Here is a 24,227-nt window from a genome sequence, read left to right as displayed (position 1 = left end):
GACCCGACGATCGAGAGCCAACCCACGCAATAACGAGACAGATACCCCGAGACGAACGATGAATCAGCAAGCCGAACCGTTTTTGACCGAACTGGCCCGTGACGAGCGCGAGGGCGCAGCGTTCCGCCAGGTTCACGTGTCGCGCCCGCACGAATCCGCGCACTTGCATGTGAGCGGCCGCGCCACCTACACGGATGACATTCCGCTCGTGGCGGGCACGTTGCACGCGGCGCTCGGTTTGTCGGCGAAGCCGCATGCGAAGATCGTGTCGATGAACTTCGAGGCGGTGCGCGCCACGCCCGGGGTGGTCGCCGTGTTCACGGCCGACGATATTCCCGGCGCGAACGACTGCGGCCCCATCCTCCATGACGATCCGATCCTCGCGGACGGCGTCGTGCAATACGTGGGTCAACCGATGTTCATGGTCGTTGCGACTTCGCACGAAACGGCGCGTCTCGCGGCGCGTCGCGCGCAGGTCGAATACGAGGAGTTGCCGGCCGTATTGACGTCGCAGGCGGCGCGCGCGGCCAATCAGTCCGTGCTGCCGCCGATGAGGCTCGCACGCGGCGAACCCGCGCACAAGATCGCCCGTGCGCCGCATCGCGACGCCGGCGAACTGCTGCTGGGCGGCCAGGAGCAGTTCTACCTGGAAGGGCAGATCGCTTATGCCGTGCCGAAGGATGATGAGGGCATGCACGTCTGGTGCTCGACGCAGCACCCGACCGAGATGCAGCACCACGTCGCACACGTGCTCGGCGTCGCTTCGCACAACGTGCTGATCGAATGCCGGCGCATGGGCGGCGGCTTCGGCGGCAAGGAATCCCAGTCGGCGTTGTTCGCCTGCTGCGCCGCGCTCGCCGCATGGAAGCTGCTGTGTCCGGTCAAACTGCGTCCCGACCGCGACGACGACATGATGATCACGGGCAAGCGCCACGATTTCCATTACCGGTATGAGGTCGGCTACGGCGACGACGGGACGATCGAAGGGGTGTCGGTCGATATGACTTCCCGCTGCGGATTCTCGGCCGATTTGTCGGGCCCGGTCATGACGCGTGCCGTTTGCCACTTCGATAACGCCTACTGGCTGCCCGATGTCGCCATCGAAGGCTTCTGCGGAAAGACGAATACGCAATCGAACACGGCATTCCGCGGCTTCGGCGGCCCGCAAGGCGCATTTGCGATCGAGTACATCATCGATAACGTCGCGCGCTCACTGAAGCTCGATCCGCTCGATGTACGGCGCCGCAACTTCTACGGCAAGACCGAGCGCAACGTGACGCCATACGGGCAGACGGTCGAAGACAACGTCATCCACGAGCTGATCGACGAACTCGAAGCAACGAGCGAGTATCGCCGCCGCCGCGAGCAAGTGCGCGAGTTCAACGCGCGCAACACCGTGCTGAAGAAGGGCATTGCGCTTACGCCCGTGAAGTTCGGCATCGCGTTCAACGTGACGCACTTCAACCAGGCCGGCGCGCTCGTCCATATCTATACGGACGGCTCGGTGCTCGTCAACCACGGCGGCACCGAAATGGGCCAGGGACTCAACACGAAGGTGGCGCAGGTCGTGGCGCATGAGCTCGGCATCAAATTCCCGCGCGTGCGGGTGACGGCGACCGATACGAGCAAAGTGGCCAATACGTCGGCGACGGCTGCGTCGACGGGTTCCGATCTGAACGGGAAGGCCGCGCAGGACGCCGCGCGCCAGCTGCGCGACCGGCTCGCGACATTCGCCGCGGACCGATTCGGTGCCGGGCAGGCCACGCCGGGCGACGTCATCTTCGAAAACGATACGGTCTATGTCGGCGAAACGGCGATCCCCTTCGAGGAAGTCGTCGCCAAGGCTTATCTCGCACGCGTGCAGCTTTGGTCGGACGGCTTCTATGCGACGCCCAAGCTCTACTGGGATCAGCAAAAGCTGCAAGGCCGGCCGTTCTTCTACTACTCGTACGGGGCCGCCGTGTCGGAGGTCGTCATCGACACGCTGACGGGCGAGATGCGCGTGCTGCGCGCCGATGCGCTGCATGACGTCGGCGCCTCGCTGAATCCGGCGCTCGACATCGGACAGGTCGAAGGCGGTTTCATTCAAGGCATGGGCTGGCTCACGACCGAGGAGCTTTGGTGGAACGCGGGCGGCAAGCTGATGACGCACGCGCCGTCCACCTACAAGATTCCGACCGTCAACGATTGCCCGCCCGATCTGCGCGTGCGCTTGTTCAACAATCGCAACGCGGAGGACAGCATTCATCGCTCGAAGGCGGTCGGCGAGCCGCCGTTGTTGCTGCCGTTCTCGGTCTTCTTCGCGATTCGCGACGCGATCGCGAGCATCGGCGATTACGCGGTCAACCCGCCTTTGAACGCGCCGGCCACGGGCGAGGAGATTTTGAAGGCCGTGGCGGCGGTGCGCGCTGCCCGTGCAGGCCAGGCGGGCTTGGCGTCGGGTGCCGGCAGCCGGTCGCACAACGCGGCCAGCCCGGGAGTCCTGGCATGAACACGCGCCTGCCCGCCGACAGCCGGCCGCCGCCGCTGCATGTCGTGTTGTTCGGCGCCGGTCATGTCGGGCATGCGCTGGTTACGCTGCTCGGCGCGCTGCCGTGCGTGGTCGAGTGGGTCGACTCGCGCGACGAATGCTTCCCCGACGAAACGCCGGCCAATGTGCAGATCGAAGTGACGGACACGCCCGAAGCCGTGATCGATGCGGCGCCGCCCGGCAGTTGCTTCCTCGTCATGACGCACAACCACGCGCTCGACTTCGCCCTGGCCGAGCGCATCATGCGCCGCCGCGACTTCGCCTACTTCGGCATGATCGGCTCGAAGACCAAGCGCGTGAAATTCGAGCGTCGCCTGATCGAGCGCGGTGTCGAGCCCGAGCGGCTGCGCGCGATGATTTGCCCGATCGGCGTGCCGGGGATCGTCGACAAAGCGCCTGCTTCGATCGCCGTCGCCGTCGGTGCGCAGTTGATGCAGGTGCGCTCCGAGGCGACGAAGGTCGCACGTGCGGCGGCAACCTTCGTTTCGGCGAACGCCTAGCCCAGCCAAGCCAAGCCAAGCCAAGCCTTTTCCCCTTATTCCCTCGTCGGCTTGACGCCGGGCGCAGCATTTTCCGGCGGCATCCCTTATGCTGCACGGCGTGGACTGTGCGGGCCGTGCGCCGCTCGCGCCCGTGTCTGCTCGCGCCTGCGCGAGCGCCAACCGAGCGTCAACCGATCGAGGAAACCGTCATGAGCCGTTTGTTCGAGCCGATGTCCATCGGCAAGCTTGCTTTGTCGAACCGCATCGTCATTGCGCCGATGTGCCAATACTCGGCCGAAGGCGGCTCGGCCACGGACTGGCACATGATCCATCTCGGGCACCTCGCGTTGTCGGGCGCCGCCATGCTGATTCTGGAGGCGACGGCGGTCTCGCCGGAAGGCCGCATCTCGGCCGGCGACCTCGGGCTCTATTCCGACGAAAACGAAACGGCGCTGGCTCGTGTGCTCAAGGCTGTGCGCACCTATTCGCCGACCGCCGTCGCCGTGCAGCTGGGCCACGCGGGCCGCAAAGGCTCGAGCCAGGCGCCGTGGGATGGCGGCGCGCAGATCCGATCGAACGAACCGCTCGGCTGGAAGACGGTGGCGCCGTCGCCCGTGCCGCATGCGAAGGGGGAGGAAGCCCCGGTCATGCTCGATCGCGCCGGGCTCGACAAGGTGCGCGACGATTTCGTGGCGGCCGCGCAGCGGGCAGCCCGGCTCGGCATCGACGGCATCGAAATCCACGCGGCCCACGGCTATTTGCTGCATCAATTCCTGTCGCCGATCGCCAATCACCGCGATGACGAGTACGGCGGCAGCCTTGAGAACCGCATGCGCTTTCCGATCGAGGTATTCGAAGCGGTGCGCGCGGCCTTTCCGGCCGAGCGGCCGGTCTGGGCCCGCATCTCGGCGACGGACTGGGTGCCGGGCGGATGGGACATCGAAGGCACCGTGGCGCTGTCGCAGGCGCTCAAGGCGCGTGGGTGCGCGGCCATCCATGTGACGACGGGCGGCGTCTCGCCCGAACAGGCGATCAAGCTCGGCCCCGGCTACCAGGTGCCGTACGCCCAGCGCGTGAAGGCCGAGGTGGGCTTGCCGACGATCGCGGTCGGGCTCATCACCGATCCCGAGCAAGCCGAAGCGATCATCGAAGGCGGTGAAGCCGACGCCGTCTCGCTAGCCCGCGCCATGCTGTACGACCCGCGCTGGCCCTGGCATGCGGCCGCGAGGCTCGGCGCGCAGGTGCATGCGCCCAAGCAGTATTGGCGCTCGCAGCCACGCGAGTTCAAGGATCTGTTCCTAGGGGCCGGTTTCGGTCAGCGTTGACGATGTCGGACAACGAACGCGAACAAGCACGCCGCAAATCGCGGTTACCGGGCATGCCAAGCATGTCGCGCATGCTGCGTCCCCCGCGTTCCCCCCGTTTTGTGGCGCGCGTCATCGCCGTGTCCTGGCGCGATCTGATCGTGTCGATGGGCCCGATTGTGGCGATCTCGGCCGCGGCGATCTGGCTCGCGATTCGACTGATCCAGCCCGCGCCGCCTGACACGTTGACGATTACGGCCGGTCCGCCCGGCAGTTCGTTCTGGAATTCGGCGCAGCGCTATAAGGCGATCCTCGCGCGCAAAGGCATTACGCTGAATGTGCTGGCGTCGGCCGGATCGATGCAGAATCTCGAGCGGTTGGCCGATCCGAACACGTCCGTCGATGTGGGATTCGTGCAGAGCGGCGTCGCGCTGGCCACGCAGTCGGCTTCGGGGGCATCGGGCGTTTCGGCAGCATCGGACGCCGACTCGGCATCGGGCGCATCGGCGGTGGCCTCCGTCGCGGCGCCAAGCAGCGCCGCGTCGCGTGCGGCGCAGCGGGCATCGGCATCGGTTGCGTCGGAGTCACCCGGTGGCTCAGCCGCCTCCGCCGCACCGCAAGCGGCCGCCCCGAACCACGACCCCGAGCATCTCGTCTCGCTCGGCAGTGTCTCCTACGTCCCGCTCGTGATCTTCTATGAAGGGCGGAAGCGCTCGCGCCTGTCGGGCTTCGCGGGCAAGCGCATCGCGATCGGCGCCGAGGGCAGCGGCACGCGCGCGTTGGCGCTTGCGCTACTGAAGGCGAACGGCATCGAGCCCGGCGGCGGTACGACCTTATTGCCGCTGACGGGCGAAGCGGCAGCTCACGCCCTGACGACGCACGAGATCGACGCCGCTTTCCTGACCGGCGATTCGGCGCAGCCGCCCGTCATGGCCAAGCTGCTGCGCACGCCGCGCGTGCGTCTGTTCTCCTTTGATCAGGCCCATGCCTACGCGCGCCGTTTTCCTTACTTGACCGACATCGAGTTGCCGATGGGCGCATTCGACCTCGGCAAAAATCTGCCGCCCGAAACTGTCCATACCGTCGCGCCCACGGCCGAGCTCGTCGCCCGCGATTCGTTGCATCCAGCGCTTTCCGATTTGCTCGTCGAGGCGGCCAAGGAAGTTCACGGTCGCGCGAATCTTCTGCAGAACGCGGGTGAATTTCCGTCGCCGGTCATGCACGATTTTCCGATCAGCACTGACGCCGCCCGCTACTACAAGTCGGGCAAGAGCTTCCTGTATCGCGTGCTGCCGTTTTGGCTCGCCAGTCTGGCCGATCGTCTGATCGTCCTCATCGTGCCGATCGTCGTTGTGTTGATTCCAGGCGCCAGGCTGATTCCTTCGCTCTATGCCTGGCGTGTCAAGTCGCGCATCTACCGCTGGTACGGCGCACTGATTGCGATCGAGCGCTCGGCGCTCGACGAGACCTCGACCGACGAGGAGCGCGCCGCGTCGCTGGCGAAGCTGACCGAAATCGAAGGAGCCGTGAACCGGCTCAAGATGCCGCTCGCGTATGCCGATCAGTTCTATGTTCTGCGCGAACATATTGGCTTCGTACGTGCGCGGCTCACCCAGGCATACGACGAGCAGGCGCACACCGATGCGGGCGGCGCGTAAGATGCTTCAGGTACACAGAAGCGGCCGTCGTTTGTGAAGCGGCCTCGCGCGCCGAGCAGCCACCGGACCTAAGCGGAGAACTACATGACCCAACCGATCGACGCGGCGTCGCCGCTCTGGTTCTACGATTTCGTGTCGCCGTTTTCGTATTTGCTGCTCGAGCAGCACGACAGATGGCCGAGCATGCCGTTTTCGCTCGTGCCCGTTTCCGTCTATGCGCTGTATCGGCGGTGGGGCCAGCGCCCGGCGAACGAGGTGCCGCAAAAGCGGATGTTCGTGTACCGCCACGCGCTGTTCCGGGCCGAGCAACTGGGCATTCCGTTCAAGATGCCGCCCGTTCACCCGTTCGATTCGACCAAAGTGCTGCTGCTGGCCGCGGCGATCGAGGCCGACGTGCCGACCGTTTGCACGATCTTCCGGTTTATTTGGCGCGACGGGCGCGATCCGTCGACGCCGGACGGTTTCGCCGATCTTTGCCAGTTGCTGAACCTGCCGCATGGCGAGCGACTGATCGAGCACCCCGATACCAAGGCGCGCCTGCAGCGCAACTTCGACGATGCCATCGCGCTGGGCGTCTTCGGCGTGCCGACGTTCCGTCTGCATCGTCAGCTGTTTTGGGGGGAGGATGCCCTGCCGATGGTGCTCTATTGCGCGCGTTCTCCGGGCTGGCTCGAATCGCCCGAGGTCAAACGCATCAGCAGCTTGCCAAGCGGGCTCCCGTCGTGACGCAGCCGCCGCGCCGCGACGCCGCTCGTCTGGCATCGACGCTCGACGACGAACGCAGCACCGACGCGCTCGACATTTGGCTGTTGCGCGTGTTGCGCACGCTGCTGACCGAGCGCAGCGTCACGCAGACGGCGTTGCGCTTGAATCAGACCCAGCCCGCGATCAGCACGGCCCTGCGCAAATTGCGCGAAGCGCTCGGCGATCCGATCCTCGTGCGCGGCAAATCTGGCATGGTGCCGACCGAGTTCGGCGAATCGCTGCTTGCGCCGGCGCAGCGCGTGTTGCATGAAGTGGACTTTGTCGCCACACCGCGCGGAAACTTCGATCCGGCCGCGGCGCGGCGCACTTTCAGAATCGCCGCCCCCGACTATCTGAACGACTTTTTCATGCCGACGTTGATCGCGCGGTTTCGCGAAGCGGCCCCTCAGGCCCGGCTCGAGATCGATTCGCTCAATCCCACGCTCGATCACGCTGCGGCGCTGGAGGCCGGCGAACTCGATCTCGTGGTCGGCAATTGGCCGAAGCCCGATGCGCGCTTTGCGCGCAGCGATTTGTTCAGCGATACGGTGGTGTGCCTGATGCGGGCCGATCATCCGCTTGCGCAAGCGCCGCTTACGCCCGAGGCGTATTTCGCGGCCGCGCACCTTGCACCGACGCCTTACAGCGGCGCGCAGCGCAATGCGATTGCGATCGGGCTGGCGAAGGCAGGGGCGTCTCGCCGTGTCGTAGCGACGTTGCCTTACTTCGGATTGGTGCCGCAGGTGCTACTGCGCTCAGATCTGATCTTCACGACGACGCGGCGTTTCGCGACGCACTATGCGCGGGTGTTGCCGCTGGCCGTATGCGATGCGCCGATCCCGTTTCCGCGCATCAAGTGCTATCAAATGTGGCACCCGCAGCCCGACCGGCCGCATGACGTCTCGTGGCTGCGCTCACTCGTGGATGAGGTGTCCGCGCAGTTGACGGGGCGTGGGCGCCGGCGGGGGCAGTCGGGGGAGTAGGCGGCTCGAGGCAGCGCAGCTGCGGCCACGTCCCTCGCTCCTTGCGCACCGCTACTGCGAACGGCGCCGCTCCGCGATCCGATACTCGGTCGGCGAAATCGACAGCCGCTTGCGGAACATCTTGGCGAGTCCGTCGCCGCTGCCGATGCCGCAACGCCGCGCGATCTTGTCGACGGGCAAGTCCGTCGCGACCAGCAGCCGACAGCTCGCGTCGAGCCGCGTGCGCAGCAAATATTCCGACGGCGTGACGCCGATCTGCGATTTGAAGCGGCGCAGGAAACTGCGCTCGCTCATCGCCGCGACCTCGGCAGCCTTGGCCACCGAGATCGGTTGCGCGTAGTTCTCGCGCATCCAGCGCGCGGCCGTGTCGATCTTCTGATGCGTGCCCTCGTCGTCGAGTTCGCCCAGCACGGCGCCGAGCCGCCGCCACGCACCGGGCGCCGATCGGTCGGCGATCTCGCGCGCCGCTTGTGCGCCCCGATCGCGCTTGACGATCGACAGCGCGGCGGCGATGGCGCCGAGCGGGTCGTCGATCGCGACGTCGATCGCGGCGGTATGTTCGCCGTGTGCCGCCGTCGTCGCTGACGTTGCCGCAAGCGGGGCGGCGGCCGGCCGAACGGCGGCGCCTGCCCGTTCTTTCGCCGTCGCCGCGACGACGATTGCGCTCCCCTCGCCGATAGCCTTGACGATGCGCGTGTGCTGAATCACGGCGTGCAAGCGGCGCAGGAACGATTCGTCGGCAGCCGGACCCGCGGCGCCGCTTCCGCCGGGCACGAACAACGCATGGAAACCCGTTGCGGCGTAGGTGTCGAGATTCTCGGACCACACCCGCATCGTGGCGCTGCTCGCGATGCTGCCGCCCGTACCCGACACCACGACCAGCGCGTAGGGCTCAGCCGGTTCGGGCGGTCTGACGGACAGCCCCGGCACGTGCGGCGCGGGTACGCCGGGTTGGGACGTGCCGCGCTGCTGCGTCGGCGCCGGCTCCGCGCGCAGGCGCTCGCCTTCAATCTCGTCGGCGAGCCTGAACACTTCCGCGATGGAGCTTGCTTCGTAGAGCGAAAACCCATCGAAGATCAGGATAGCGATGCGTTTGGCCATGTGAGCCCAATCGAGCGGCAGCAAGGCGGCCGATGGTCGCACCGACGACATCGCGTCGAACGCGCGACGGCGCGCGCTCGCCAAGCGTGGTGCGCGCGCCCATTGCGTCGCATGGTATGCGCGGGCAGCGCATGCACCGCAATCCAGTCGGAAAAACGCGAGATGTTGTCAGTTGGCTTCGATACGACGAACGGCAAGGGGCGAGAGCGCGGGATGATGGAAGCACCGCCGGCTCCCGCGTGATCCGAAGGTGGCTTACTGCGCGACGTATCCCGCCGGCGCGGTGACGTTCGCCTTCATGACGGACGCATGGGTCGAGACGACGTAAATGGGCGATTCGCTCAGCGCGAGTGCGATGCGGCCATTGGTATAGGGTAGCGCGCAGGCATTGCCCATTACATCGAAAACGGTGACTTGCCCCGACGTTCCGTTGCCGTCCACTTGCAGCGTATAGGGCGTGGCGTACTGCGCGCTGAAGCCCTGCGTCGCGTTCCAATGGGCATTGTCGTGCGACCACAGCGCCGTGATGACCTTGCCGCCGTTCAATCTCTGGAACGCATAGCCATAGACGCCGGGCGGCGTGTCGTGCAGATAGCCCAGGGTGGTGGTGCCGTCGATGATGCGCGTCATCGCGGCAACGGCCATTGCGGCCGGCTTGGGACTGATGCTGCCCGATCCATAGGCGCCGTGCGGATGATCGAGATCGAAGAACAGCCCATAGCCGGGCGGTGATTCGGGTATGTCGGACGAATAAAACACGTAGGTCACGTCGGCGCCTTCGCCCAGCACGATCAAATGCGTGCGGGCGACGAGCACGCCTTGCGCGAAGAGCACGTTGTGCGTCGGATAGTCCTCGCCGTAAGCCGTGCCCAAGTCGTAGCTGATGCCTGTCTCGGTGACGAAGAGCTTGGCGCCCGGTTTGAGCAGCCTGGTCATCGTCGCACGCAACGCGCGCATCGACGCAGGTAGCGCGTTGGCGGCAGCGGCACGATCACGATCGGTGGCCAATCGCTCGGGCGGATGCGAGGGCGAGGTGCCCGCATCGTAGTAGCCGTGGATCGCGACGCCGTCCAGGTACCGGCCGATGCCCAGCGGCGCGAGCCGTTCGAGCCAACGCACGTTTTCGCGTACGGAGGCGTTCGTCGGGCCCATGACGACCGCATGCGGATCGCTCGCATGAATCGCCTCATACGTCGCGCGATACAGATTGACGAAATGTGCGTCGCTGTCGCGCCAGGGCAGGCCGCTGTCGTAGTCGGGCTCCCACGTGACCTGATAGTAGTTGCTCGATTGATGGGGGAAATAGGCCGCCCGAATCTGAGCCGAGTCGGCGCCGACCCGGCTCAAGTAGCTACGGTAGGCCGCCTCCGAGGTGGGCGCGTAGCTGTGCGTCGGCGCCCCGGTCGGGCTGGCCCAACCCGGAATGCCGTCGAGCTGGATCAGCCGCATGATGTCGCCCTGCCGGAAATACGGCGCGAGCGTATCCGGGCCGGGCATGAAGCTGTTCGGACGTTCGGGCTCTTGGACGTACCAATTGCGCATGTCGTTGGCCCACGACAATCCGAGCAGCGGATAGAGCGGACGATAGCCGTCGCCGTTGCAGCACTGCTGGCCGGGCCGCAGATAATTCGCGCCTTGCCCGCCGAAGCGATGCTGATCCTGGCGGGCATAGGTGGGCGCAGGCAGGGCGTCCGACACGTCGGGCAGCACGCCGAACGTCGCGATGCCCGCGGGCCGTGTGCCGCGATGCGGCAGCCGCTGGCCGCCATGAACGAGCGAGGCGATCACGGCGAAGTAACCCGCCCGCGACGACGTGCAGCGCAACGCGAATGTCTGCACGCCGTCGCCGACATTCACCCGGCCGGCCGCGCGTGCGATGTCCCACGCATCGCGAATCTGCCATTCGACGGTATCGGCTTTCGGCGAGCGCGTCGTGACCGCAATGGTGAACGGCGCGCCGAGGGCGAACGTGCGCGTGCCATCGCTGCCGGGCGTGTCGGCTTCGATGCCGTTGCCAATGATGCGGGTTTGCGCTTGTGTGTCGGAAGCGGGGGAGGCCGCGGCGGCTGCTGCGCAATCGAGAGCGCCGCTCGTGGGCAGCGCGCTTGCAGCCACGGACGATGCCGCTGCGTCGCTACGCGCGTCGTGGTCCGTGCGCCCGCATGCGATCAGCGAGACGCACGATAGTGCGGTGAATACGATGACGGCCCATGCCCGGTTCCGGCTGCCGAGCGGGCGGTTGCGACGATCGCTGGGTGCGTCGTGCTCGATGCGGGCGGCGAAGGTAACCGGGAGCATGGGATGGAGTCCGGTCTGACAGATCCCAGAGTCCATCACACGGCGAGCGCCGCGTCCGTGGCCCATCGAACAGAAGGGTCGCGGACGCGGATACGGGCCGCGTCGCGGGTTTCACGGGATCATTGCCCCACGTATCCCGTCGGCCTCGTCACATTCGCCTTCATCACGGACGCGTTCGTCGAAACGACGTAGATCGGCGACTCCGTCAGCGTCAGCGCGATCTGCCCGTTGCTATAGGGCCGCACGGTGGGATTGCCCATTGCGTCGAACACGGTCACCTGTCCCGACGTGCCGGCGGCATCGACTTGCAACGTGTACGGCACGCTGTAGGTCGTGCTGAATCCTGCCGTCGCGTTCCAATTCGCGTTGTTGTGCGTCCACAGGGCTGCGATGACCTTGCCGCCGTTCAGCCGCTGAAACGCGTAGCCGTAGACGCCGGTCGGCACGTTGTTCAAATGTCCGAGCGTCGTGGTGCCGTCGATGATGCGCGTCATCGCGGCCACCTCCATTGCAGCGGGCTTCGGGCTGATGTTGTTGGCGCCGTAGGAGCCGTTCGCATGTGCCAGTTCGAAGAACATCCCATATCCCGGCGGAGAATCGGGCGTGTCCGCCGAATAGAAGATGTACGTCATGTCAGCGCCTTCGCCTAGCAGTATCAAATGCGAGCGCGCGACGACGGCGCCGTGCGCGAACAGCACGTTCGCCGTCGGATAGTTGGGACCGTACGACGTCCCGATGTCGTAGCTGATGCCCGTTTCCGTGGCGAACAGCTTCGCGCCGGGCTTGAGCGTTTGCGCCATCGTGGCGCGCAGCTCGCGCATCGATGCGGGCAGCGCGTTCGCGGCCGTGGCCGGATCGGGATCGGTCGCGAGCCGCTCGGGCGGATGCGACGGCGACGTGCCTGCATCGTAATAGCCGTGAATCGTCAGACCATCGAGATATTGGCCAATGCCGAGCGGGGCGAGCCGCTTGAGCCATGCCGTATTCGTGCGCACCATCGCGGCGGTCACGCCCATGACGACGGCGTTCGGGTCCGTCGAATGCAGGCCTTTGTATGCGGCCTGATACATGGCCACGAAGTTCGCGTCCGTGTCGGCCCACTGCGTCGGACCGCCGCCGTCCGGCTCCCAGGTGATCTGGTAGTAGTTGTTCGATTGATGAGGAAAGTAGGCGGCGCGAATCTGCGCCGAGTCGGTGCCGACGCGGCTCGCGTAATTCTGGAAGGCTGCCTCGGATGTCGGTGCGTAGCCTTCGGCCTTCGCGCCCGTGGGACTGGCCCAGGCCGGCACGCCGTCGAGCTGGATCAGCCGCATGATGTCGCCTTGCGTCAGGTACGGCGCCAGCGTGTTCGTGCCGGGGACGAACGTGTTCGGCCCATTGGGCTCTTCGACATACCAGCTGCGCGTGTCGTTGGCCCACGACAGGCCAAGGTCGGTATCGAGCGGGCGATAGCCGTCGCCGCTGCAGCAGGTTTGGCCCGGCTTCAGGTAGTTGGTGCCCTGTCCGCCGAAACGATGCTGATCTTCACGCGCGTAGGCAACGGCCGGCAGTACGTTCGAGACATCGGGCCGCACGCCGAACGTCGCGATGCCGGCTGGCCGGGTGCCGAGCGAGGCGAGCGCATTGCCCGATGTGGCCAGCGAGGCCGATACGGAAAAGTAGCCGGCCAGCGTGGACGAACAACTGAGCGTGACCGTTTGTGCGCCCGCCTTGACGGCGAAGCGGCCGCTCGCACGCACGACGTTCCAGTCGTCGCGCACTTGCCACGAGACGGAATCGTTCTGGGCTGCGCGCGTGGTGACGGCGAGATTGAATGCGCTGCCGAGTGCGAACGTCCGTGTGCCGTCGCTGCCCGGCGTATCGGCTTCGATCGCGGCGCCCGTCGCGGCGGCGCTCGTCGGCGCCGACGGCTGCCCGCAGGTCAGCGCTTGGCCGCCTGCTGCGGCAACCGGGACAGTCGAGGCCGTTTGCGTCGAAGGTGCTGCGCTTTGAACGTTCGCGTTGCTGCCGGAGGTCGAGCCGCTGCCGGCATCCGAGCCGCCGCCGCCGCCGCAGGCGGTAAGCAGCGAGAGAGTCGCGACGGCCGCGCTGCGGGCCAGGCGCAGGCGGCGAACGTATAGAGGTAGGTGATAGGTCATCGATCGTGGTCGTATTCAATGCGCCGGCGCTTTGAACAGGCAAAGGAAGGGCGCCGCACATCGGCGAAGCGATGCGCGTGGGGCCGCCGAAGCGACATGAACGAGAGAGGCGCGCGCCGAAGCCGCAGGCGGGTGCATGCCGGCCAGGCGGTCGAGCCGCGAGAAGTCCGCGCAGCGTTGAGCGCCGAACGAACGGTCGAAGAATCGAATGAAGAATAGGGCTCTTCGCCAACGCATCACGTCTGACGAAACCCTGATTTCACACGAATCGCAGGGCGAAAGGTTACAAGCTTTGTGGCATTTTTAGGAGCATTCGATTTAGTGGATTTGCGCACACCCGTGGCGGATTTTTACGATCGCCTCGTGCGCCGATAGTGGGGTCAGGAAGATCGGTCGACTCGGATGTTGCGCCGCCGCGAGCGGCGATTGGCGCCGTGCATGACGAATCGCGCGCTTTCGAATGACCATCCGATGAAAAGCCGATTTACGAGATTTTTCAAATAAATTTAAGCGGCGATTGAACCATTTCAAGCGTCGAAAATGAATCACGTGTGAAACAACGAGTGCAATATTTTCTATCGAATTTTCTAATAGGAATGGCGAAATGGGAAACGAGGTGCCGTCCCAATCCGCCAAATATTTGTCTGTGTTTGGCTTTCAACGTGGGTTCCACAACACAACAATACCGACGCAGCACGTATCGTTTCGATGTGCGTTCGGGCTTTCCGGGGTGACTTCGACGGCGAGGCCGCGGCGCGGCGCGCCGCGCCGGTGAGCGGTCGTTACGATCGGTTCGTTCGAAGACACTTGCACGCATCACACCAATCGGCAGCACATATGACTCGCCCGGGGGAACCGGAGAGGGCGGCCAGCCGCTATTGCACTCGGCATGGCTTTTGCCCGCGCGGCCTGGCGCTTTTACGCTAAACGATGGGTGAAAGCCATGGCTTTCATGATGTTTTGTCCGATTTGCCTAGACATGGGAGACGGCCCGTCAACATCGGTCAACGAATGGGGCGGTATCTGCCAGAAGCATTCCGACAATATGTCGCCGAATTACGTCACGGCACACGTGCAGTGATCGGCGCTACCTACGATGCACTGCAATACGACCGGAATCGTCATGCCGGCAATGATTTGTGAGGGAAATGCGATGCCATACGCGAGTACCCAACCCGCACTGGCCGGATGGTGGCGCGCTCGGGCGCAAAACGCCCCAACTGCCACGCGCCGGATTGCGATCGTGCTGTACGAAGGATTTTCGCTGCTCGGGGCGGGCCTCGTTGCCGAGGTCTTCCACATGGCCAACGAACTCGCTTCCGCAGGCGCCGATCGCGCACAAACGTACGACATTTCGTTCTTGTCCGCCGACGGCGGCAACGTGCGCTGCGCATCGATGGTGCGTGTGTGGACCGATGGTCTCGACGCGCGTCATTACACGGGCTTCGACGCGCTGTTCATCGCCGGCGGCAAGGGGGCGCGCGCTGCCGCAAGCGACGAGCGCCTGATCGGGTGGCTGCGTCGCGTGCACACGAAGACATCCAATATTCGTTCGATCGGAGAGGGCAGCTTGCTGCTCGAGGCGGCCGGCATCGGCGCAAGCGAGAAAGCTTATCAGTTCAGCTCCTGCCTGCGCCAGGTCGGTTGCGATGAAAAATCGGCGGAAGCGGACGAGCGCTTCGAGCCGATGAAGGGCGCGCTGTCGATGGTCAAGCGCGACCTTGGGCTCGACGTCGCGCGTGCCATCGCAGAACGTCTGGTGCCAGGCTCGAGCGCGCGCTTTGTGCCGCTGCTCAGCGATGGCGGTGCGGCCACCGCCGGCGAGAAGATTCGCATAGCCGCGCGCTGGCTGCAGGAGAACTGCGAGCGGCCGATCTCGATTGCCGACGCCGCTCAAGTGGTCGCGATGAGCGAGCGCAACTTCTTGCGGCGCTTCAAGCTCGAGCTGAGGATGACGCCGTCCGATTACCTGCTTCAGGCGCGCCTGGCGATTACGTGCAGTCTGCTCGTCGATTCGGAGCTTCCCGTCGACAAGATTGCGCGACGAAGCGGTATGGGCAACGGCGATCGGTTGGCGAAGATCTTCCGCAAACGGATGATGGTTTCGCCGACCGAGTTCCGGATGCAACGGCGCCGTGCGCTGGGTGGGTGAGCGAGGAGCATCGACATGAGGTTCGATTTTCGACAATCCGAGCACGCGCAGGCCAGACGAGGCGCGCCATCGCTTAGTCCGGCTCGTCCAGTGCAAGCGCGCTCGGACGAAGACGGTGAGCCGCTCGTGTGCGTCTCGCAACCGGTGCAAAGCGAAGGCGCCGCCGCCGTGCCGAGTGCGACAGTGGTGCCGTGCCGGCGCTTGATTCCCGTCGTGCTTGCAGGCGGCTCGGGCACGCGCCTCTGGCCGATGTCGCGCGAGCACTATCCGAAGCAGCTCATTGACGTGATCGGATGCGACACGCTGCTGCAAGCCACCGTGCGCCGCATGGATGGGTTTCCCGAAGGTTGGGATGTGGCCGATGCGCCGCTTGTCGTGTGCGGCGCCGAGCATGGCTTCATCATCGATGAGCAATTGCGTGCGAGCGGAGTGACGCCGCACCTCATCGTCGAGCCTGCCCGGCGCGACACGGCGCCCGCACTGACGCTCGCTGCCGTGCTCGCGAGCCAGCACGGCAGCGACGCGATTCTCGTCGTCATGCCTGCGGACCACGCGATCGCCGACGTGAAGGCGCTGCAACGCGCGATCGAACTGGCGGCGCGTTACGCGCAGCAGGGTGCGATCGCGACGCTGGGCGTGCCGCCCACGCGCCCCGATACGGGATTTGGCTACGTGCGCATCGGCGAGCCGCTCGGCGACGGCGCGCACCGCATCGAGCGCTTCGTCGAGAAGCCGCCAGCCGAACTGGCCGTGCAATACGTCGCCGACGGCGCCTATTGGTGGAATAGCGGCATCTTCGTGATGCGCGCAACGGTTTGGCTCGATGCCTTGCGGAAAATGCGGCCCGAGATGCATGCGGCTTGCCTCGCGGCCGTCGCCGAGGGCGCGGCGCACGGCGAGCGGTTCGACCCGGCGGCGAGCGCCTTCGAGCGCGCACCGGCCGATTCGATCGATTACGCGGTGATGGAGCGCCTGGGCGGCCCCGATGCGCCGTGCGCGGGCATCGTGGTGCCGCTTCAGGCCGGCTGGTCCGATCTCGGCTCGTGGGATGCGGTCTGGGATGCGTTGAGCAAAGACTGCGACGGCAACGTCGCGCGCGGGCGCGTCGTGCTCGAAGGCGCGACCTCGACTTTCGTTCATGCGGAGAGCCGCTTGGTCGCCTGCGTCGGCACGACTGACGTGGTCGTCGTGGAGACGCCGGATGCCGTGTTGGTGGCCGACCGCGCCAACGTGCAGCGGGTGAAGGGGCTCGTCGCGCGTATCAAGGCCGAGCACGCGCCCGAAGCCGAAACGCATCGGAAAGTGCGTCGTCCATGGGGCTTTTACGACTCGATCGACCACGGCGATCGCTTCCAGGTCAAACGCATCGTGGTCGCACCGGGCGCGCGTTTGTCGCTGCAGATGCATCACCACCGCGCCGAACATTGGGTGGTCGTGCGCGGCACGGCGTTCGTCACGCGCGGCGACGAAGAGTTCTTGCTGAGCGAAAACGAATCGACCTTCATTCCGCTCGGTGTGCGGCACCGGCTTGCCAATCCGGGCAAGGTTCCGCTCGAGATCATCGAAGTGCAGTCGGGCGCTTATCTCGGCGAGGACGACATCGTTCGCTTCGAAGACAACTACGGCCGATGTCCGAGTCACAGCGCGAGCTCATGACGTCAGAGGCGGGCGGTTCGATTCGGTGTGGAGAACGAAGATGCGTGAGATTCAAGGCCTATTGGCTCGGGTGTTCGACGTCGCGCTCGTGATCGCGTCGGCGGCGCTGGCGTCGCGGATACGCTACGCCGATTGGGAGCGGCATGAATTTGTCGCGCCCTTCGTCATGCTGACCGCCGCTTGCGTGCTCGTGCTGTTTCCCGCCTTCGGCGTCTACGACTCGTGGCGTGGTCGTGCCAAGCGCATGTTGTCCGGACGGGTGGCGCTCGCGTGGCTCGTCGCCCAGGCATGCGCGCTGATGGCCATGTTCTCGTTGCGCGAGATCGATTACGTCTCCCGCTTATGGTTCGTCTACTGGAGCGCGATGTCGGGCGCGCTGCTGATCGGCTCGCGGCTCGCGGCTTATGCCGTGCTCGCGCACTTGCGTCACGGCGGCATCAATCTGCATCGGGTCGCTGTCGTCGGAGCGGGGCCGCATTGCGATGCAATCTTGCGTCGTATCGAAGCCGCACCGGCGACGGGTTTTCGTGTTGCGGCGGTCTATGTGCCGCATCCGGAGAGATCGAAAGTCACGCTGCCGGAAACCGCTGCGGCGGTACGACCCTTCTACGATCTCGACGCGTTCGTGCGCCATGTGCGTCGCGACGATCTGCATGAAGTCTGGCTCGCGCTGCCGCTGTCGGAGGAACGCACGATTCTGCGCGTCGTTGCCATGTTCCGCGACGATCTCGTCAACATCCGGTTCATGCCCGACGTGCGCTCGCTGGCCCTGTTCGAAAGCGGCGGAGTGATCGACTTGCTCGGCGTGCCCGCCATCAATCTCGTTGCCTCGCCGTTGTCGCCGGGCGGCCTGATGGCCAAGGAGATCTTCGATCGCATCTTCGCTGCTTGCGCGCTGATCGGCCTCGCGCCGCTGCTCGTCGCGATCGCGGTGGCGGTGAAGCTTTCTTCGCCGGGCCCGGTGCTGTTCAAGCAAAGGCGCAAGGGTGCGGATGGCCGTGTCTTCACCATCTATAAGTTCCGCTCGATGCGTATGCATGTCGAAGAGGCCGGCGTCTTGCACCAGGCGGTGCGGCGCGACCCGCGCGTGACGAAGCTCGGCGCGTTCCTGCGCCGCACGAGCCTGGACGAGCTGCCGCAATTCTTCAATGTGCTGCGTGGCGATATGTCGGTGGTCGGGCCGCGTCCGCATGCGCTCGAGCACGACGATCTCTATCGGAAGATCGTCACCGGCTATATCCATCGATATCGGATCAAGCCCGGCATCACGGGGTGGGCGCAGATCAACGGCTATCGCGGCGAAACCGACCGCATCGAAAAGATGGAGCGGCGTGTCGCGCATGACCTCTATTACCTTGGCAATTGGTCGTTCGGCCTCGACATGCGGATCATTGCGGCGACGGTCGTGAAAGGGTTCATCCATAGCAATGCCTATTAGCGCAGTGGTTCGCGCAGCGCGTGCTGCGAGGCACTCACTGCAACCGACGTTCGTCGGGCAGCGCCTCGATGCGCGATCGAGCCTGCGCGACGCACGTCACGAATAACCGGCACGGAGGTGGCACCATGTCTGACTTGGGCCCGCGCGTTAGCACCGCCTTATCATTAGTACTGCTTACTTTAACCCTCGCATTGCCGGCATGCTCGATCGTGCCCGGTCAACGCATGGTGACGCCACCTACCCTCGATGAGGCAGGCGGCGAGTACAGCACGGAGCCGACCTCACGAGTGAAGGTGCCGATCACCGACATCAACCTGAAGCTGCTTCGGAAGATGAACGAGCAGAGCGCGCACCGTCCGATCCCCGGTCCGACTCAGGGGCTGTTCGGCAAGCCCACCGGCTATCGGATCGGCCCCGGAGACGTGCTTCAGATTACCGTCTGGGATCACCCTGAACTGGCCGCCGCGCTCGGGCAGCCGGCGATGTCGAACCGCACGGACGACGCGGCGCCGGGCTTCGTCGTCGACGAAGGCGGCAACGTGCAATTCCCTTACGCGGGCACGGTCCATGTGGCCGGCGACAGCGCCGAGCAGATCCGGCGCAAGATCGTCTCGCGCATCAGCAAGGTGTTCAAGAACCCTGAAGTCACGGTGCGCGTCGCCTCGTTCCGTGCCCAAGACATTTACGTTGACGGCGAGGTCGGCAAGCCGGGCGCCGTGCAGATGACCGACATACCGATGACGCTGACCGAAGCGATCGGGCGCGCGGGCGGCTTCACGGCGGCGGCGGATCAAAGCCGCGTGACGCTCGTGCGCGGGGGCAACAGCTATCCGATCAGCTTCTCCGATCTCGTAAAGGCGGGGCGCAACCCGTCGGAAATCGTGCTCAAGCCCGGCGACATGGTGCGGATCGGCTCGCGCGAGGAAAACGGCGTCTACGTCATGGGCGAAGTGAACAAGCCGGCCACCATCATGCCGATGCGCAACGGCCGGCTCTCGCTTGCCGACGCGCTCTCGCAGGCGGGCAGCCTCAATCCGGGAACGTCCAACGCCAAGCAATTGTTCGTGATCCGCGACTCGACGGGCAGCAATCCGCAGATCTATCACCTGGATGCGACTTCGCCGGTGTCGATGGTGCTCGCGAACCAGTTCGAGCTGCAGCCGAAGGATGTCGTCTACGTCGATAACGGCGCGCTCGTGAAATTCAACCGCGTCTTGAACCTGTTCTTGCCGGCGATCAATGCGGGCTTGACGGCCGCGATCGTGACGAAGTGACCAACCGGCGCGCCGCCCATACGAAGCGGCGGCGCGCGTTCGATGTGAGCGACCAATATGGCTACGAACTTCCAGCATCGCTACACGGATTTCACGCCCGGCGACGAGCTGCGCTTGTCCGACTACCTGCAGTCGATCGTGACGAACTGGCGTTTGATCGCCACGGTGACGATAGCTGTCACCGCGCTCGGTTCGGCGTACGCATTTCTTGCGCAGCCGGTCTACAAGGCGGACGCGATCATCCAGGTCGAAGAGACGGCGAATGCCGACAATGGCGCGGCCAATGCCCGCCAGCAGATCGAGCCGCTTTCCCGCATGTTCGAGACGAAGGCGACGACGGCCGCGCAGATCGAGTTGCTCAAATCGCGGCTGGTGACCGAGGCGGCCGTGCGCAATCTGCATCTGGATATCGCCGCGCAGCCCCATACGTTGCCCGTCGTCGGCAATCTTCTGACGGCTCTGACGACGGGCAGGTTCGGCTTTAAGATGCCGCCGCTCATGGACCTCCCCGGCTTCGCCTGGGGCAATGAGACGATCGAAGTGTCGCGCCTCGAGACGCCGAGCGCGTTTTACGACAAATCGTTCTCGTTGACGGCAGGCCCGGACGGGGCGTTCCTGCTGAGCGACCCGGCCGGCATCGCGATCGCGAGCGGCCGGGTGGGCGAAGACGTGACCGCCGCGACGGCGGCAGGTCCCGTTCTCCTGCGCGTCGATCGGCTCACAGGCCGTAGCGGCACGCGTTTCGATCTCACGCGTTCCTCGACGCTCGATACGCTCGAACGATTGCAGAAGCAACTGAGCGTGAAAGAAACGGCGTTGCAATCGGGCGTGATCGCGCTGAGCTTGCAAGGCGCGAATCCGGTGCTGACGGCCGACGTCGTCAACGGTATTGCGCGCCAGTTCATCAAGCAGGATGTCGACCGGCGCTTGGCCGAAGCCGAGCATACACTCGCGTTCCTCGATCAGCAGTTGCCGCAGCTGCGCCGCGAGCTCGATGCGGCCGAGCAGCGCTACAACACGTTCCGCAACAAACACGGCACGGTCGATCTGAGCGAAGAAAGCAAGCTGTTGCTGCAGCAGATCGTCGACAACAAGACGAAGCTCGCCGATCTGCAGCGGCAGCGTGCCGATCTTTCGCAGCGCTTTACGGCGAGACATCCGGCCGTCGCGGCGCTCGACGCTCAGATCGCGCAATTGCAGGGCGCGCAGGCGATGATGTCCAAAGACGTCGCGGTGCTGCCCGATACCGAGCAGACGGCGCTGCGTTTGCTGCGCGACGTTCGCGTCGACTCCGAGCTCTATACGAACCTGCTCAATAGCGCCCAGCAATTGCGCGTAGCCAAGGCGGGGCAAGTCGGCAACGTGCGCGTCGTGGACTTCGCCCAGACTCCCGACAAGCCCGTATGGCCCAAGCGTTTCATCGTGATTCTCATCGCCTTCGGCGGCGGCCTGTTCGTCGGCATCATCGCGGCCTTCGTGAGGAAGTCGCTGTACGGCGGCGTCGAGCGCGCCGACGAGATCGAAGGCGCGCTTGGGGTGCCCGTGTTCGCCGTCGTGCCGCGCAGCGGCTTGCAGTTGCGGCTGCAGCAAAACGTATTGATGCGTCGCCAAGGGTTGCACGTGCTCGCCGCGCAATCGCCGCAGGACATCGCCGTCGAAGGCGTGCGCAGCTTGCGCACGTCGCTGCAGCTTTCGCTCGACCAGGCGCCGAACAACATCGTCATGCTGACGGGTTCGCGCCCGGATGGGGGCAAGTCGTTCTTGTCGGTCAACCTCTCGGCGCTCGTCGCCTCGGCGGGCAAGCGCGTGCTCGTCATCGACGGCGATATGCGGCGCGGTCAAGTGCATTCCCATTTCGGCGTGCGGCATCAGCCGGGGCTATCCGACGTGCTGCGCGGCGCCGATGTCGATGCCGCGATACAGCACGAGGTGCTGCCGGGGCTCGATCTGCTGGCCAAAGGGTCGCTGCCGACGCATCCTTCGGAGCTCTTGATGAGCGATCGCTTCCGCGAATTGCTCGAGACGCTATCGCGCCGCTATGAGCTCGTCATCATCGACACGCCGCCGGTGCTTGCCGTGACCGATTCGACGGTCATCGGCAAGTATGCGGGGACGACGCTGCTCGTGGTGCGCTATGGGCGGCATCCGATCGGCGAGATCAGCGAAACGGCCAAGCGGCTCGAGACGGGCGGCGTGAACCTGAAGGGCGTGCTGCTCACCGACGTGCCACCGGCCATGCCGCTGCTGGGCGGCTCTTACAAGGGCGGGTACTACGGGTACGACAGCATCGCCGATTGACATGACCCACACGGCCTAAGCGGCCAGCCACTCCACCGTTGAACCAAGAAGAGGATAGGACGATGAAGCGCAAGGTCGCATTGATCACGGGTGTGACGGGACAAGACGGGGCTTACCTCGCCGAGTTGCTGCTCGGCAAGGGCTATGAAGTGCATGGTGTGAAGCGCCGTACGTCACTCTTCAATACGGATCGCATCGATCACCTCTATCGCGATCCGCACGAAGTCGAGGATGCCGATAGCCAATTGCATTTGCACCACGGCGACCTCACGGATTCGACGAGCCTGGTGCGCATCATTCAACACGTCGAACCCGACGAGATCTACAACCTCGCGGCGCAGAGCCACGTGGCCGTATCGTTCGAGGAGCCTGAGTACACGGCCAATGCGGACGGGCTGGGCGCGCTGCGCATCCTGGAGGCGATTCATATGCTGGGCCGGATCGAGCGTACGCGCTTTTATCAGGCGTCGACCTCCGAGTTGTTCGGCCTCGTGCAGGAAACGCCGCAGCGCGAAACCACACCGTTTTATCCGCGCAGCCCGTATGCGGTGGCGAAGTTGTTCGCCTATTGGACAACCGTCAACTATCGTGAGGCGTACGGCATCTATGCCTGCAACGGCATTCTGTTCAATCACGAATCTCCGGTGCGCGGCGAGACCTTCGTGACGCGCAAGATCACGCGCGGGCTCGCGCGCATTGCGGTGGGGTTGCAGCGCGAGCTCTATCTGGGCAACTTGTCGGCGCTGCGCGACTGGGGGCATGCGCGCGACTATGTCGAGATGCAATGGTTGATGCTGCAGCAAGACGCGCCGGAGGATTACGTCATCGCGACGGGCGAGCAGTACAGCGTGCGAGAGTTCGTTCAGCGCGCGGCGCAAGAGCTGGGCATCACCGTGCGCTTCGAGGGGAGCGGGGTGGACGAGGTGGGCATCGTCGAGCACGTGGAAAGCCGTGAGACGCGCGTGTCGAGGGGCGATGCCATCGTGCGCGTCGATCCGCGCTATTTCCGTCCGACGGAAGTCGAGTCGTTGCTCGGCGATTGCTCGAAGGCGCGTGAGAAGCTCGGCTGGACGCCCCGCACTTCGTTCGCCGCGCTCGTGCGCGAGATGGCGCTGGCCGATTATCAGATCGCGCGACGCGATGCGCTCGTGACGATGGCCGGCTTCAAAGCGCTAGAGCATCACGAATGAGTACGAGACGATGGATCCGCACGCACGTATTTTCATTGCTGGCCACCGCGGCATGGTGGGCTCCGCACTCGTGCGCGAGCTCGCGGCGCAGGGTTATCGCAATCTCGTCACCCGCACGCACGATGCGCTCGACCTGCTCGATCAGCGCGCCGTGCGCGCGTTTTTTGCCGACGAGCACATCGACGTCGTGCTGCTGGCCGCCGCGCGCGTCGGCGGCATTCTCGCCAATTCGACGAAGCCCGCGACGTTTCTCTTCGAGAACCTCGCGATCGAGACCAACGTGATCGACTCGGCTTATCGGGCCGGCGTGCAACGTCTCGTCTTCTTCGGCTCTTCTTGCATTTATCCGAAGCTGTGCGCCCAGCCCATCCGCGAATCGTATTTGCTGAGCGCGCCGTTGGAGCCGACGAACGAGCCCTACGCCATTGCGAAGATTGCGGGCGTGAAGCTGTGCGAGGCCTACAACCGCCAATACGGCACGCACTATGTGGCGCTGATGCCGACCAATCTATATGGGCCCAACGATAACTACGATCTTGCCGGCAGCCACGTGCTGCCGGCGCTGATACGCAAGGCGCACGAAGCGAAGCTCGCGCAGGAGGCGACGCTGACGGTGTGGGGGACGGGAGAACCGCGGCGCGAGTTCCTGCATGTCGACGATTTGGCCGCGGCGACGCGATTCGTACTGGAGCACGAGGTGCGCGACGGCGTGTTCAACGTCGGTACCGGAGAGGATTTGACGATACGCGAACTCGCGCAATGCATCGCGGGCGTCGTCGGCTTCGAGGGCGAGCTCGTGTTCGACCGGTCCAAGCCCGACGGTACGCCGCGCAAGCTGCTCGACATCTCCAAGCTGGCCGACATGGGGTGGCGGGCGACGATCGGACTCACCGACGGCATTCGCGACACTTACGCACGCTATGCCGCGCAGCAGCGCGAGCACGACGCGGCTTCCAACGGATAACCGATAACGGATAAGAG

Annotated in this window: 16 protein-coding genes; 13 read left to right on the top strand and 3 right to left on the bottom strand. The window is 65.1% G+C overall.

The window, feature by feature from the left end:
- The first annotated feature begins 58 nt into the window (after positions 1 to 58).
- From xdhB to C0Z19_RS05665, 6 genes are all read left to right on the top strand, one after another.
- Positions 59 to 2,491 carry a xanthine dehydrogenase molybdopterin binding subunit gene (xdhB, locus tag C0Z19_RS05690; protein WP_102608800.1) on the top strand — a complete coding sequence of 811 codons (2,433 nt, stop codon included), beginning with the start codon at positions 59 to 61 and terminating at the stop codon, positions 2,489 to 2,491.
- The gene (xdhC, locus tag C0Z19_RS05685; RefSeq protein WP_102608799.1) at positions 2,488 to 3,030 is read left to right on the top strand and encodes a xanthine dehydrogenase accessory protein XdhC; all 543 of its coding nucleotides are present in this window, start codon (positions 2,488 to 2,490) and stop codon (positions 3,028 to 3,030) included. Before xdhB ends, xdhC begins: the two co-directional genes overlap by 4 nt.
- Before the next feature lie 191 nt (positions 3,031 to 3,221).
- Positions 3,222 to 4,337 carry an NADH:flavin oxidoreductase/NADH oxidase gene (locus C0Z19_RS05680; RefSeq protein ID WP_102608798.1) on the top strand — a complete coding sequence of 372 codons (1,116 nt, stop codon included), beginning with the start codon at positions 3,222 to 3,224 and terminating at the stop codon, positions 4,335 to 4,337.
- A 71-nt stretch (positions 4,338 to 4,408) separates the two neighbouring features.
- Positions 4,409 to 5,974 (top strand): TAXI family TRAP transporter solute-binding subunit, encoded by a 1,566-nt coding sequence (locus C0Z19_RS05675; protein ID WP_233196013.1) that lies wholly within the window; start codon positions 4,409 to 4,411, stop codon positions 5,972 to 5,974.
- A gap of 84 nt (positions 5,975 to 6,058) precedes the next feature.
- Positions 6,059 to 6,700 carry a DsbA family protein gene (locus C0Z19_RS05670; RefSeq protein WP_102608797.1) on the top strand — a complete coding sequence of 214 codons (642 nt, stop codon included), beginning with the start codon at positions 6,059 to 6,061 and terminating at the stop codon, positions 6,698 to 6,700.
- A 29-nt stretch (positions 6,701 to 6,729) separates the two neighbouring features.
- Positions 6,730 to 7,701, top strand: a complete 972-nt coding sequence (locus C0Z19_RS05665; protein WP_102608863.1) for a LysR family transcriptional regulator — start codon at positions 6,730 to 6,732, stop codon at positions 7,699 to 7,701.
- Positions 7,702 to 7,752: 51 nt separating this feature from the next.
- Here C0Z19_RS05665 and C0Z19_RS05660 read toward each other — a convergent pair whose 3' ends face one another.
- The 3 genes from C0Z19_RS05660 to C0Z19_RS05650 form a co-directional block, all read right to left on the bottom strand.
- Positions 7,753 to 8,802 carry a helix-turn-helix domain-containing protein gene (locus tag C0Z19_RS05660; RefSeq protein ID WP_233196012.1) on the bottom strand — a complete coding sequence of 350 codons (1,050 nt, stop codon included), beginning with the start codon at positions 8,800 to 8,802 and terminating at the stop codon, positions 7,753 to 7,755.
- A gap of 255 nt (positions 8,803 to 9,057) precedes the next feature.
- Entirely contained in the window at positions 9,058 to 11,100 is a 2,043-nt protein-coding gene (locus tag C0Z19_RS05655) for a hypothetical protein (RefSeq protein WP_233196011.1), read from the bottom strand.
- A gap of 119 nt (positions 11,101 to 11,219) precedes the next feature.
- Positions 11,220 to 13,238: a hypothetical protein gene (locus C0Z19_RS05650; RefSeq protein ID WP_233196010.1), complete on the bottom strand. Its 2,019-nt coding sequence runs from the start codon at positions 13,236 to 13,238 to the stop codon at positions 11,220 to 11,222.
- 1,153 nt (positions 13,239 to 14,391) lie between these two features.
- On the opposite strand from C0Z19_RS05650, the gene C0Z19_RS05635 reads away from it, so the two are divergent.
- The 7 genes from C0Z19_RS05635 (at position 14,392) to C0Z19_RS05605 (ending at position 24,210) form a co-directional block, all read left to right on the top strand.
- Entirely contained in the window at positions 14,392 to 15,390 is a 999-nt protein-coding gene (locus C0Z19_RS05635; protein ID WP_102608859.1) for a GlxA family transcriptional regulator, read from the top strand.
- Positions 15,391 to 15,405: 15 nt separating this feature from the next.
- The gene (locus C0Z19_RS05630) at positions 15,406 to 17,046 is read left to right on the top strand and encodes a mannose-1-phosphate guanylyltransferase/mannose-6-phosphate isomerase (protein ID WP_233196009.1); all 1,641 of its coding nucleotides are present in this window, start codon (positions 15,406 to 15,408) and stop codon (positions 17,044 to 17,046) included.
- A gap of 40 nt (positions 17,047 to 17,086) precedes the next feature.
- Positions 17,087 to 18,484 carry an undecaprenyl-phosphate glucose phosphotransferase gene (locus tag C0Z19_RS05625; RefSeq protein WP_102608794.1) on the top strand — a complete coding sequence of 466 codons (1,398 nt, stop codon included), beginning with the start codon at positions 17,087 to 17,089 and terminating at the stop codon, positions 18,482 to 18,484.
- Positions 18,485 to 18,609: 125 nt separating this feature from the next.
- Positions 18,610 to 19,758: a polysaccharide biosynthesis/export family protein gene (locus tag C0Z19_RS05620; RefSeq protein ID WP_199180759.1), complete on the top strand. Its 1,149-nt coding sequence runs from the start codon at positions 18,610 to 18,612 to the stop codon at positions 19,756 to 19,758.
- Positions 19,759 to 19,815: 57 nt separating this feature from the next.
- On the top strand, positions 19,816 to 22,056 hold the full coding sequence (locus C0Z19_RS05615; RefSeq protein ID WP_102608792.1) for a polysaccharide biosynthesis tyrosine autokinase: 2,241 nt from the start codon (positions 19,816 to 19,818) through the stop codon (positions 22,054 to 22,056).
- 62 nt (positions 22,057 to 22,118) lie between these two features.
- Positions 22,119 to 23,246: a GDP-mannose 4,6-dehydratase gene (gene gmd, locus C0Z19_RS05610; protein ID WP_102608791.1), complete on the top strand. Its 1,128-nt coding sequence runs from the start codon at positions 22,119 to 22,121 to the stop codon at positions 23,244 to 23,246.
- A 10-nt stretch (positions 23,247 to 23,256) separates the two neighbouring features.
- Positions 23,257 to 24,210, top strand: a complete 954-nt coding sequence (locus C0Z19_RS05605; RefSeq protein WP_102608790.1) for a GDP-L-fucose synthase family protein — start codon at positions 23,257 to 23,259, stop codon at positions 24,208 to 24,210.
- Positions 24,211 to 24,227: the final 17 nt, after the last annotated feature.

Origin of the sequence: Trinickia soli (genome assembly GCF_002879855.1) — a bacterium.
Taxonomy (GTDB): domain Bacteria; phylum Pseudomonadota; class Gammaproteobacteria; order Burkholderiales; family Burkholderiaceae; genus Trinickia; species Trinickia soli.
Note: the sequence above shows the minus strand (reverse complement) of the source record. Positions and strands in the feature narration are given on the sequence as shown.